13 protein-coding genes are annotated in these 12,500 nt (G+C 52.5%); 1 reads left to right on the forward strand and 12 read right to left on the reverse strand.

Translation table 11 applies throughout. The features are described 5' to 3' along the window. Positions 1 to 9 precede the first annotated feature (9 nt). Genes G9Q38_RS13305 through G9Q38_RS13315 form a run of 3 tightly spaced genes read right to left on the reverse strand, consistent with a single transcriptional unit; the run spans position 10 to position 3,315 of the window. Positions 10 to 876: an undecaprenyl-diphosphate phosphatase gene (locus tag G9Q38_RS13305; protein ID WP_166131857.1), complete on the reverse strand. Its 867-nt coding sequence runs from the start codon at positions 874 to 876 to the stop codon at positions 10 to 12. Between the two features lie 27 nt (positions 877 to 903). After that, positions 904 to 2,502 (reverse strand): TerC family protein, encoded by a 1,599-nt coding sequence (locus tag G9Q38_RS13310; RefSeq protein WP_166131860.1) that lies wholly within the window; start codon positions 2,500 to 2,502, stop codon positions 904 to 906. 21 nt (positions 2,503 to 2,523) lie between these two features. Then, complete coding sequence (locus G9Q38_RS13315; protein ID WP_114420998.1) at positions 2,524 to 3,315, reverse strand: inositol monophosphatase family protein; 792 nt, start codon at positions 3,313 to 3,315, stop codon at positions 2,524 to 2,526. Positions 3,316 to 3,401: 86 nt separating this feature from the next. Here G9Q38_RS13315 and G9Q38_RS13320 point away from each other — a divergent pair, with 86 nt between their 5' ends. Then, positions 3,402 to 4,232, forward strand: coding sequence for an RNA methyltransferase (locus tag G9Q38_RS13320; RefSeq protein ID WP_205962302.1), 831 nt, complete (start codon positions 3,402 to 3,404; stop codon positions 4,230 to 4,232). 26 nt (positions 4,233 to 4,258) lie between these two features. Here G9Q38_RS13320 and G9Q38_RS13325 read toward each other — a convergent pair whose 3' ends face one another. The 9 genes from G9Q38_RS13325 to G9Q38_RS13365 all read right to left on the reverse strand — a co-directional run bounded on the left by G9Q38_RS13325 (position 4,259) and on the right by G9Q38_RS13365 (position 12,488). Continuing rightward, complete coding sequence (locus tag G9Q38_RS13325; RefSeq protein WP_166131866.1) at positions 4,259 to 5,065, reverse strand: mechanosensitive ion channel family protein; 807 nt, start codon at positions 5,063 to 5,065, stop codon at positions 4,259 to 4,261. A 184-nt stretch (positions 5,066 to 5,249) separates the two neighbouring features. Beyond that, positions 5,250 to 5,963, reverse strand: coding sequence for an ABC transporter ATP-binding protein (locus G9Q38_RS13330; RefSeq protein ID WP_166131868.1), 714 nt, complete (start codon positions 5,961 to 5,963; stop codon positions 5,250 to 5,252). Further along, complete coding sequence (locus G9Q38_RS13335) at positions 5,956 to 6,714, reverse strand: ABC transporter ATP-binding protein (RefSeq protein WP_114421002.1); 759 nt, start codon at positions 6,712 to 6,714, stop codon at positions 5,956 to 5,958. The genes G9Q38_RS13330 and G9Q38_RS13335 overlap by 8 nt, the downstream gene beginning before the upstream one ends. After that, complete coding sequence (locus G9Q38_RS13340) at positions 6,711 to 7,727, reverse strand: branched-chain amino acid ABC transporter permease (RefSeq protein WP_114421003.1); 1,017 nt, start codon at positions 7,725 to 7,727, stop codon at positions 6,711 to 6,713. The genes G9Q38_RS13335 and G9Q38_RS13340 overlap by 4 nt, the downstream gene beginning before the upstream one ends. Continuing rightward, complete coding sequence (locus G9Q38_RS13345) at positions 7,724 to 8,590, reverse strand: branched-chain amino acid ABC transporter permease (protein ID WP_119442130.1); 867 nt, start codon at positions 8,588 to 8,590, stop codon at positions 7,724 to 7,726. Before G9Q38_RS13345 ends, G9Q38_RS13340 begins: the two co-directional genes overlap by 4 nt. A gap of 180 nt (positions 8,591 to 8,770) precedes the next feature. Continuing rightward, positions 8,771 to 9,727, reverse strand: coding sequence for a PDR/VanB family oxidoreductase (locus tag G9Q38_RS13350; protein WP_166131871.1), 957 nt, complete (start codon positions 9,725 to 9,727; stop codon positions 8,771 to 8,773). A gap of 76 nt (positions 9,728 to 9,803) precedes the next feature. Further along, a complete protein-coding gene (locus G9Q38_RS13355) occupies positions 9,804 to 10,853 on the reverse strand; it encodes an aromatic ring-hydroxylating dioxygenase subunit alpha (RefSeq protein WP_166131874.1) in 1,050 nt (349 codons plus the stop codon). Between the two features lie 113 nt (positions 10,854 to 10,966). Beyond that, positions 10,967 to 11,494, reverse strand: a complete 528-nt coding sequence (locus G9Q38_RS13360; RefSeq protein WP_166131878.1) for a MarR family winged helix-turn-helix transcriptional regulator — start codon at positions 11,492 to 11,494, stop codon at positions 10,967 to 10,969. Positions 11,495 to 11,585: 91 nt separating this feature from the next. After that, a complete protein-coding gene (locus tag G9Q38_RS13365) occupies positions 11,586 to 12,488 on the reverse strand; it encodes a LysR substrate-binding domain-containing protein (RefSeq protein ID WP_166131881.1) in 903 nt (300 codons plus the stop codon). Positions 12,489 to 12,500 lie beyond the last annotated feature (12 nt).

Raw genomic sequence — 12,500 nt, forward strand, 5'->3', positions numbered from 1 at the left:
TTTTATTGATCAGCCACCCAGGCTTAACCAGAGCAACACCACGATTCCCAACGCGATGCGATACCAGGCAAACGGGCGATAGGTGTGTTTGGCGATAAATAACAGCAACGCTTTAACCAACACCAGCGCGCTAAAGAATGCTGCTACGAACCCAATTAAAATTGCACTGGTTTGTTCGCCCGACAACGCCGACCCGTGTCGGTATAAATCGTAAACTGTGGCGCCCAACATGGTTGGAATTGCCAGAAAGAACGAAAATTCGGTAGCTGTTTTACGCTCGATACCTGCCAGCATCCCGCCGATAATGGTCGCCCCTGAACGCGATGTTCCCGGAACCATTGCGATACATTGCGCGCACCCCACCGCCAGCGCCTGCTTCCACGAAATCTCTTCCAGCGCCTGGGTTGAACGACGCTTGTCCGTGCCGCCGTCAGACAACGACGCTGAATCAGTAAATTTTGCGAACTGTGGCTTGCGCTCAACCCACAGCATAATGAGCCCACCCAGTATCAGGGTGACGACAAAAATACCGGGGTGATGAAACAGCATTTTGATGTATTGAATCGCCAGCGCCCCAATAATCGCCGCCGGCAAAAACGCAATGATCAGGTTCCGGGCAAACGCTACTTCAGTGCGTTCACGCCGATAAGTACCCCAGATCAATTGCCAAATCCGACGACGAAAAATCCACACGACCGCCAAAATCGAGCCGAACTGGATCACGACTTCGAACACTTTTGCATCACCTGAATCGAAACCGATCCATTCACCAATTAATAATAAATGCGCCGTGCTGGAAACCGGTATGAATTCGGTAAACCCTTCAACCACTCCCAGAATCAAAGCCTTCAGCAGATACCACGTATGTTCCGTCATATGTACGACCTATCTTCCTTCACTATGCTACGAAGCCTCGGGTACGGTATCGCCATCGGGCATAACAGGAGATCGCTCAACCAGAACCGTCGCAATCCGCCGCCCTTCAAGACGCAATACTTTAAAAGTAAACCTGGCATGCGGTCGCTCAAGCTCGCAAGCATCGCCCGGTGCCGGCAAATGGCCAAAGCGCCCCAATAAGTAACCGGCCAATGTTGAATAACCCTCTTCATCATTAACCAAACCATCGGTTGCCAATACTTGTTCCAGATGGTGAATATCGGCGGCACCATCAACTTTCCAGCGGTTCTCATCTTCCTGAATAATATCGGGTGATTCGTCTTCGTCGGGGAATTCACCGGCAATTGCCTCGAACACATCGATAGGTGTCACCACCCCTTCAATTGTGCCGAACTCGTCGGTAACCAAAACCAATTGCCCCCGCGAACGTTTAAGTGTTTCCATGAGTCGTAATGCACCAATGGACTCATGCACAATCAGCGGATCACGCAGGCGCGACAACTTTACATTGCCCGACGTCAGAATATCGGTAAGCAACTCTTTCGCCCGCCCGATGCCGATTACCTCATCGAGAGAACCCCGACACACCGGGAAAAAGCTATGCGGCGTTTTAATAATTTGCTGCCGGATATCATCGGGGGAATCATCAAGATTGATCCACGACACATCGTTGCGCGGCGTCATGATGGAATGGATATTGCGATCAGCCAGTGTCAATACGCCACTGACCATGTTGCGCTCTTCCTCACCAAAAACCTGGGCGGCCGCCGGTGCAGCTTTGTCTGTTTGCGGTTGCTCGGGCCCGATTAACGGCTTGCGCCCCAGCATGCGCATAATGCCTTCTGCTGTACGCTCACGCATAGGTCGGTGCTGCTCTTCTTTCTTTCGATTCCGCCGGGCAACCTGGTTCAAGGCTTCAATAAGAACCGAGAACCCGATGGCCGCATACAAATACCCTTTAGGAACATGAAAGCCAAACCCTTCAATAACCAGGGAAAAACCAATCATGAGCAAAAAGCCCAGGCATAACACCACGACCGTTGGATGCGCATTTACAAATTTGGTCAGCGGCTTGGAGGCAAACAACATAACCCCAATAGCAAACACCACTGCGACCATCATTACCGACAACTGCTCGACCATCCCCACTGCGGTAATGACAGCGTCGATTGAAAAGACGGCATCCAGAATAATAATTTGAGTAACGATCAGCCCGAAGCTGGCATGCAAGCGTGCGCCGGATGCGTGTTGGGCACGGCCCTCAATACGCTCGTGCAGCTCCAGTGTGCCCTTGAACAGCAGAAAAAACCCGCCCAGAATCAGAATGAGATCACGACCGGAAAAATCAACGGGCCCCAGCGAAAACAACGGCTGGGTCAGCTTGATCATCCAGGACATAAGCGTCAGCAAAGCCAGGCGCATGATCAACGCCAAAGACAAACCCATGATTCGGGCACGATCTTGCTGATGAGGAGGTAATTTATCGACCAGAATGGCGATGAAAATCAGGTTGTCGATACCCAGAACAACTTCCAGGACGATCAAGGTCGCTAACCCGACCCAAGCCGCGGGGTCACCCAGCCACTCGAAACCAAATGTTTCCATTAGTTGCGTCCCCGCATTAATTTACTTGGCATTCAAATGTGCCAGCATTTGCGTAAAAATTTTGGGGCTGCCGGCAATAACGCTGCCGGTTTCATACCAGTTTTGCTCACCGTCAAAATCGCCTATCAGCCCGCCGGCCTCCAGAATCATCAGCCCGCCGGCAGCGAGGTCCCAGCGTTTGAGATTCTTGCCGCAAAACCCGTCGATGCGGCCACTGGCCACATAAGCAAGATCAAGCACCGATGCACCCATGCGACGCACGCTGGCGCAGCCCGATAACAGATTGGCCCAGCGGGAGTCGGGCGACACCCCACCGCCTGAATCGGGAACATACGCGCTCAACATGGCGTCGTGATAACGCGTTAAGCCCGATACCCGAATGCGACGGTCATTTAAAAATGCACCGCCGCCACGACTGGCGGTAAACAACTCATTTCGACTGGGGTCATAAATAACTGCCTGAACGACTTGCCCCCGGTGCGCCAAAGCAATTGAAACAGCATAGACCGGATAACCATGGATAAAATTGCTCGTGCCGTCGAGGGGGTCGATAATCCATTGATATTCAGGGACACCGTTAACGGTGTTTCCCGCTTCGTGCAGGCCCGACTCTTCGCACAAGAAACCATGTTCAGGGTAGGCAGTGCGCAGCAAGTCAATAACGGCCTCTTCAACGCTTTTGTCTACTTCCGTGACATAATCTTTAGGCCCCTTACGTGCCACGTGCAAACGCTCGAGGTCCAGGCTGGCGCGGTTGATAATTGCGCCGGCGCGGCGTGCCGCCTTAATGGCGGTGTTAAGCATGGGGTGCATAAAATTCCGTTTTTAATAACAAATCTGTGTTGGCTACAAGCGCATTTTAGCTGGCTATTTTAAATGACTTCGCTTTTATCACCGAAATGACCATCTTGTTTTCCCGTATACGCTTTATTATGGTGCAGCCCAGCCACCCCGGAAATGTGGGTGCAGCCGCCCGAGCCATTAAAACCATGGGCTTTACCGACCTGTGTCTGGTTAATCCAGAACACGACAACGTCACCCGCCACCCTGATGCCATTGCACTGGCCAGCGGTGCAGGTGACGTCCTTGAACAGGCCGACATTGTTCCCAACCTGGAAACCGCCCTTGCCCCCCTTACCATGGCATTTGCCATGACCGCCCGCGAGCGCGTATTGGGGCCACCCGTGTGTGATATTCGTGAAGCCGCCATCTTAAGCCAAAGCCATGTGTCCACCCATCCCGAAGGGCGAGTGGGCATTGTATTGGGTACCGAGAGATCAGGCCTGACTAATGAACACATCGCGCAATGTCAGCGCATTTGTCATATTCCCGCGAATCCGGCATACAGCTCATTGAATGTTGCTCAAGCGCTGCAGTTGGCCGCTTGGGAATTACGTTATGCACTCAGTAACATGCCTTGCGCAACCGAAACAATTGATTCGCCTACGCGTATCAAGCATGTTCAAAACGGTCATGACGAAACGCATTCCGCCGACCCTGAAGCAGGCGACGCATTGGCCTCACAAGCCAAAATCAACGCACTTCTAAAGCATTGGCAAGAAGCCTTGATCCAAATTCAGTTTCTGAACCCGGCTTACCCAAAAAAGCTGATCCCGCGCATGCATCACCTATTTGGTCGCAACCAGATGACCAACGACGAAGTCGATATGATGCGCGGCGTTTGCACTGCAATGGTCAAAGCGGCCAACGGGCAACTGCGAAAAAACTAACCTGTAGACCGAAGCGGCATATGCCATTACTTAACCGGGCGTGATGGCGGAAGCTCAACACCCGCATCACGCAACACTTCTTGTGCTCGTCTGTTCATATCGTTTTGCAGATCAAACCAATTACCGGCCTCCGCCCAGGCGCGAACTGTTACCACCATGGCATGGTCGCGGTACTCCGTTACCATCACCATCGGGGCCGGGTCCTCGAGCGACAACTCATGTTGCTTGGCCATGTTAACCAACTCGGCCATCGCGCGGTTGACGTCCTCACCATAAGGGATGAATACCGAGGCCTGTGCCCGCCGTGTTTGATGACGGCTAAGATTTAAAATAGCGCTACCCCAAATATTGCTGTTGGGCACCATAATAAATGTACCGTCGTACTGCTTGAAACGGGTCATAAACAGCCCGACTTCATCAACCATCCCATCCACCGTTCCCACAACCGACACAAAGTCACCGGCCCGGAACGGGCGCAACGCCAACAACATGATACCTGCGGCGATATTCTGCAATGTCCCCTGCAACGACAAAGCAATGGCCAAACCCGCTGCACCAAGTACCGCAATAATACTTGCCGTTTGAACGCCCAGCCGTGCGAGCACCGCAACCAATACCACAACGCGAATCGCCCAGATAGTCACGGTGTAGGCAATCGGCACAATGGTCGGGTCGATACGCACTGAACGGGTGGCCAGGCGCCGCACTACATTCCCGACCCAACTGGAAATCAGCCAGCCAACAATCAAAATAACCAAGGCGATTACCAAATCGAACGCCATTGCCGTAAACCCCGCGGCAACCCAATCAATTAGCGTCTGTAAATCGGTCATAACTTCCTTTACGATTAATTGTTAATCACACTGAAAACGTATCAGCCTATTCGGTCGAACTTATCCACTGAAACTGTGGACAACACAATGGAAAACTATTTAACTACATCAAATTATCATTACAGAACAATGGCCTGCAAATAGCGCACACAAATTATCCTATAGTGAAAACAGCAACGATGCTTTAGGCCACCGCCACCAAACGATTCAGCGTTTCAGGTTCATCGAGCAGCGACTGACTGGTTGACTGATGGACAATTTGTCCGCGATCCAGAACAATCGCGTCTTGAGTAAGCCCTAATGCCAAACGGGCGTGCTGCTCCACCACAATCACCGTTAGCCCGGTTTCATGCACCAGCCGCCGAATCACGCCCAGCAGCTCCTGCACAATAATTGGTGCCAGCCCTTCCATCGGTTCATCGAGCAGCAGCAGACGCGGATTCACCATCAGCGCGCGTGCGATAGCCAACATTTGCTGCTCACCTCCAGACAACTGGTTACCCATATTGGCGCGGCGCTCCTCCAGCCGGGGAAATAATTTATACACTTTGGCCACATCCCATTGGCCCGGACGCGCAACAACCGTTAAATGCTCTTCCACGGTTAACGATGGGTACATATGACGCTCTTGCGGCACCCAACCCATACCGGCAGCGGCACGCTGATGCGTAGGAACACGAGAAACATCACGCCCGTCCCAATGAATGGAACCACTGTGCAACTGCGTTAAACCCAGCAAGGTCAGCAACAAGGTGGATTTACCCACCCCGTTTCGTCCCAGCAAAGCCAGGCTGCCACCCTCTTTCAATGAAAAGGAAATATCTTCCAGCACAACCGCTTCGCCATACCCGGCACAAACGCGGTCAACTGTCAGGATGTCCTGCGATGTGTTACTCATGTTCGGCCTCCCCCAAATACACTTCCTTCACCCGATCATCTGCGGCGATTTCATCCGGGCTGCCTTCGGTTAATACCTTGCCACCTACTAACACCGTAATACGTTCAGCGAATCGGAACACCAGGCTCATATCGTGCTCAATAAACACAATCGTGACATCGCGGGGAAGCTGGGAAATCACTTCAAAAAGCTCCTGACTTTCCGCCTGCGGGATGCCGGCCGCCGGTTCGTCCAGAAGCAAAACTTTGGGGCGCGTGGCCAAAGCCAAGGCAATCTCGACCAGACGCTGCTTACCGTAAGGTAAATTGCGCGTGCGAGTATTCATTTCCGGCGCCAGGCGCAGCGTTTCCAGCAACGCGACCGCCTCGTCGATTAACACCGTTTGCTTTTCAACCGTTTTGTACCACTGCTTGTGCAAGCCCTCACGCTCACTGATCGCCAGCACAACTGACTCCAACACGGTTAAACCGGCAAACAGCGTGTTAATTTGGAAGGTGCGCGTCATACCCAGCTTAACCCGTTCGTGTTGGGGCAAATGGGTAATATCGCGATCGCCCAGGAACACCTTGCCTCGCGTAGGCTGCAATGCCCCGGTGAGCATATTAATGTAGGTGGTTTTACCGGCACCGTTGGGGCCGATTAGCGCGTGACGCGCGCCCGGCTTGAACGACAAGGTCACATCGCTGTTAGCCTGAAACGTCCCCCAAATTTTGGTCAAACCCTCAGTACGCAGAGTTGTATCCTGGCTCATGACGCCCCCTTTTCTGCAGCGCGGTTGCGCCAACGTTCAAGCACCCGGTCAACCGAACCCAGAATCCCGCCGCTGCCCATCATCACAATCACCACCAGCAACAGGCCGATCCAGAATTGCCAATAAACCGGGTTAATGTCGGAAATATAGTGATGGGCAAACATGAACACCACCGCCCCAATCATGGCACCGTAAAGGCGGCCCGCTCCCCCCAAGACCAGAATAATTAAGAGGTCGGCTGAACGAATAAACCCGAGTGAGTCGAGCCCCACAAATTGCGTGGTTTGCGCCAGCAACGCACCTGCAACGCCGGCCATCCCCGCACTGATGGTGTAAATAGCCACCAAGCGCTTGTCGACGTTGGCGCCAATGGCCGGCATGCGTTTGGCCCCTTCCCGAATACCAATCAGGCTTAAACCAAAGGTCGAGCTAACCAGGCGACGCGCGAACAAAAACATAATGAACAACACCGCCAAACTATAAAAGTAGCCCGTTTTACCGTAAAGATCGATTTCAAAAATGCCGAATAGCGGCCAGGTGGCGATACCCCACAAACCATCAGCGCCACCGGTGAAGTCGGTTGCTTTATTGGCCACTTCGTACAACATTAAACCGATACCCAACGTGACCATCAGTTGGGTCAACTCATGCCCGCGCACCACCAGGAAACTCGTGATGTAGCCCAGAATAGCGGCCAACACTGCGGCAATGAGCAACGCGCTAAACGGCTCGCCCCATCCGTGCGTTGACAACAAGCCCGACGTATAGGCTCCCAACCCGAAAAACGCCGCATGACCGAGCGACACAATACCGGCATAACCCAGAATCAGGTCCAGCGACAAAGCAAACAGCGCCAGAATCATCATCTGACTGATCAGGACAAGATTGGTCGGAAACAGAAAATAAGCGACAAACGGCAGAATCCAGAACAGGTATTCAAGTTTGTGCCAACGGTCGTTAGGCACGCGCGGCGCGGGCAAACGATCGACAATGGATAGTGATTGCAAGCTCATGCGCGCCTCGTGATTAAACCGTTAGGGAAAAACAGCAGCAGAATAACCATAAGGACATAGATCACAAATGCCCCAATTTCCGGTACATAGTATTTGCCCGCCACATCAAAAATACCCAGCACAATCGCGGCCACCAGCGGCCCGCGAATCGTGCCGGCACCGCCCACCGCCACCACAATCAGGAAATACACCATCCACTTTAGGGGAAAGGTGGGATCCAGGCCCAGCACATCGATTCCCAACACACCACCCAGGCCGGCCAGGCCCGAGCCCAGCGCGAAGGTTAGGCTGAAAACCCGATTCACATTAATGCCCAAGCCTTTTGAGGCCTGCTGATTATCGACAGACGCCCGTATTTGTGCGCCAAATCGCGTACGCTCGATAATCAGGCCCAGGGCAATAGTGACCAGAACCACCACCCCGATCAGAAACAAACGATATACCCCGAAGCCAATATCGAACACCCGGAACTGCCCACGCAACCAGTCAGGCAGGTTCACCGGTTGAATCGTTGGCCCCCAGAAAAAAGTGAAGGTGGCTATCACCATGAACACCAGACCAATCGAGAACAAAACCTGGTCAAGCGGGTCGGCCTCGTACAGCCGCTGATAAAGCGTGCGCTCCAGAATAAAACCGGCCAGCGCCGCAGCCAGAAACGCAAGGGGCAATGTAGCCAGAAAAGGCACGCCCAGGCGTGTCATCAGTTCAACGCTGACATAGCCGCCCAGCATGGCGAACGCCCCGTGGGCCAGGTTCACAAAGTTCATCAGACCCATCGTGACCGACAGACCCACACTAATCAGAAACAGCAGCGCCCCGAAGGCGACACCGTCGAATACCACACCGATTAAATTGCCCAGCATTTCGGCCTCCAGCGTGTTGCACACGACACAAAGCCGTAATTTGATAAATTCCAGGACATTGTTGTCTCCGATTTTTGTTTTAAAACACTTAAGTTCATTTCAAAAAATGACACTACCCCAACATTGTTCCAAAAAAACGCCGCATAAGCGGCGTTTTTCTGCAAAAGATGGGGGAACCCCTTATAAATCCAATACCAACACGGAGGATTTCGACCGTGAGCAGCAAGGCGTCATTTGATCATTAGCCGCATGCTCGGCATCGGTAAGGTACAAATCCCGATGTTCAGGCTCACCCTCGAGCACACGAACCAGACAAGTACCGCAAACCCCTTCCTCACACGAAACAGGAACGAAAACGTCGTTCTCATCAAGTACCTGAGTAATTGACTTATCGGCCGGCACTGTAAATGTTTGCCCGGTACTGGCAATCTTCACCTCGAAGGATTCATCGCCGCTTGTATCGACCTCGGCGGCACCAAAATACTCGAGATGAACCTGATCAGTTGCCCAACCTTTTGCTTTGGCGGTATTAACAACGTAGTCGATAAAACCAGTTGGACCACACACATAAATATGCGTTCCTGCTTGCGGCTGGGCGATGATTTCTTCCAGCTTGAGCTTCTGCGCATCATCTCCATTATCGAAATGAAACTGCACCCGATCCGCAAAAGCCGACGACTCGATATCGCCTTTGAACGCCATGCGTTCAGGGGATCGTGCGCAATAATGCATTTCAAAATCAGCATTAATGGCGCCTAGCCGCCTGGCCATACACAAAATGGGCGTGACACCGATACCGCCCGCAAACAAAAGGGAGCGTTGCGATTTCACTAACGGAAAATGATTCTTCGGTTCACTGATTTGCAACACATCGCCCACATTCACTTTGTCGTGAATTGCAGTGGAACCGCCGCGGGATTCGGGATCGCGCAGTACCCCGATGACATACCGATGCTGCTCACCGGAATCATTCAGCAAGGAATATTGACGGGTCAGGCCGCCGGGAACATTGACGTCGATGTGAGCGCCCGCACTGAACGAAGGCAAGGTTTTACCATCGGTGCTGGCCAGTTCAAGACTGACAATGTCTTCAGCTTCCTGGGTTTTATTGACGACTTTAACGGAAAGTTGACTCATTCAATCATCTACTAAGTTGGTTTGACCCACTGGGTGCGGGCGTGAAAAAACCTTCAGCCCGCACCATGGGTGACCATCAGGCTGAAGCCGTAGCGTTTTCTTCCTGCTCTGCCTTGACCAAACGATCAATGACACGCCTAGATTGTACGCCACCTGCATCAATATTGAGCATCAGCAGACGACGCTCGGGATGATCGTCGAGATTTCGCTGCTGCGCTTCAAGCACACTAAGGTCTTGTGTGAAGATTTCGCCTTGGCGTACTTTGGTCCGTTCCGTCAATTCGGCGTCGTCGGCCTTGAAGTTACGCGCCATACCCCAGAAATACCAATGACTGTTCTCTGTTTCGGGCGTAATAAAACCAACCACAATGGCGCGCGCACGATCTTTGGGGTCTGCGTCCATGCCCCCTTTTCCGGTTAACGCCACGCCAACGTCGATAAGAACATGGCTGGGAGGCGAAAAACGGGAGATCTGCCACCGATCAACCACTGCGGATTCGTCGATACCATTGGCCCGCATGCCCGCTTTCCAGAAAGGAGGCGCGGTAATTTCATTCATGTAGCGACTGGTCACAACCTTGTCGCCCTCGGCTGTGGTATCCGGGGGGGACTCATCGATTTCATCCTGGCCGATGCTGTCGGCATGAACATACGCTTCGTGTGTGAGATCCATGAGGTTGTCAATCATGAGGCGATAGTCACAATTCACATGAAACATATCACCACCATAGGCCCACTCATCACTCACCGCCCAATCCAGGTGAGGAATAAGCGATTCATCTGCTTTTTCGGGGTTGCCCGGCCATACCCAAATAAATCCGTATTTTTCGACGACGGGGTAATTTTTAATACAGGGAAAACCGCCGACGCGCTGCATAGGCATGGCAACAGTTTTACCGTCGCAACCCATGACCAGACCATGGTAGCCACAAACCAGGTTTCCGTTCTCGACAAACCCAAGGGACAGCGCAGCACCACGATGAGGACAAAAATCTTCCACCGCGGCAACTTTTCCTTCAACGCCCCGGTAAAAAGCAATCCGTTCGCCGCAAATCTGACGGCCCAGGGGCTTGCCATCGATTTCGTTGGGCATACAGGCAACATACCACGTGTTTTTGATAAACATACCGGCCTCGCTGAGTAATAAAGTAAGAGAGCGTCTAAGTTCGTTTTGCCAGACGTTCAGTGCACTGAATCTGAAATTATTTTACGCTCTCGCCCCGGACATGCAACGCGGGTTTACCCTAGTTTTTCAACTCCTTTTTCAACCTCGCCCCTGGACGGCGCCGTTTTAGCGGGAACAAAGGGCGCACGGCTCTGCATGTTATTGATATGAACCAGCTTTTGCAAAAGGGTCATGAACTGCGCCTCTTCTTGTTGACTGAAACCATCGAAAAGACGATTATGCAAACGGTCGATTCCACCCACCGTTTGCTGCAGCAAGGCTTCACCCTGTTCAGTTAGAAACAACTTACGCTGGCGACGATTGTTCGGATCGAGATCGCGCGTGAGCAATTTCTTTTCAGCCAGGCGGCCGGCCACGCTGGCAGCCGTTGACGTATCCATGGCAACCAACCCCGCCAATGACACCTGATCGATGCCGGGAAACGCTTTCAAAGTTCGCAAAATAGCGTACTGAACCGGCGTCACCATCTCGCCCAATTCATCGTGAAAAATTGAAGCGGATATTTGATGGGCACGCCGCAAAAGGTGGCCGGGTTGGGCATAAAGCTCGGCAAGATGTAGATCGGATGACACGTGACTCATGACTTTGAATACTAAGTGACGAAAGTTAGTTGAGAATGGTACTTGATAAGCAGGTTAAATGCAGAAATTTGGTACGACTGCCTACAGCGGATTACTTGCCGCGCAGACGGCGCAAGTTCAGCTCACTCACTCTTTCGCGAATAATCCCGGCCAAAGTTCGCATGGCGGGCGTGCGCAAATGTCCACGCAGCCAAATCAGACCGGGGGTACGAACGGGTGTAGGGCTTTGTAATGGAATGACGCGGGCATCGTCCAAACCCACAGCATATTCAGACACAATCGCCGCCGCATTACTCATATTCACGAACTCGAGCATGGGTGCAATCGCATTCATTTCGGCAACAACAATCGGCTGCGCATTCGCCATCGAGAAACAATCTTCCAACAATGCGCGGGTGGCATACGATGGCGGCACCAAAACAATTCGCTGACCATGTAGTTCTGCCATACGCACAAAACGGCGGTTGGCAAACAGATGAGATTTGCCGACTACCAGACGCATCTCTTCGTTGTACAGAGGCTCGAATAACAAACCACTTATTTTTTCAGGCCGATACGTAATACCAAAATCCAGGCGCCCCGCCTGCAACTCGGCTGCTACCTGATCGCCGGAATACTCCATGACTTTTACGCATACTGACGGGTGACGCTCAAGGAACAATGCCAGGCTTTGCGGCAAAATGCGCATGTTGAACGTATGGGTGGCACCCACACGAACCTCACCACCCAACTCACCCGATGTATCGCGCAGGGTTTTAACGCCCTCTTCGACCTCCTGCAACGCCCTCTGGGCATACTCCAGGAAAGCCTCTCCACGCTCGGTCATGATTACGCGTTTTCCAATCCGTTCAAAGAGCTTGCACGACAACTCGTCTTCAAGTTGCTTGATTTGGTGTGACAGCGTCGACTGGGTCACATGGACTTTTTCTGCTGCTTGGGTAAAACTGAGTTGCTCTGCCAACGCAACGAAATAGCGTAAATGTCTTAACTCCATTGAACTCCCCCG

The sequence above is a fragment of the Pusillimonas sp. DMV24BSW_D genome (genome assembly GCF_011388195.1).
GTDB lineage: Bacteria > Pseudomonadota > Gammaproteobacteria > Burkholderiales > Burkholderiaceae_B > Neopusillimonas > Neopusillimonas aestuarii.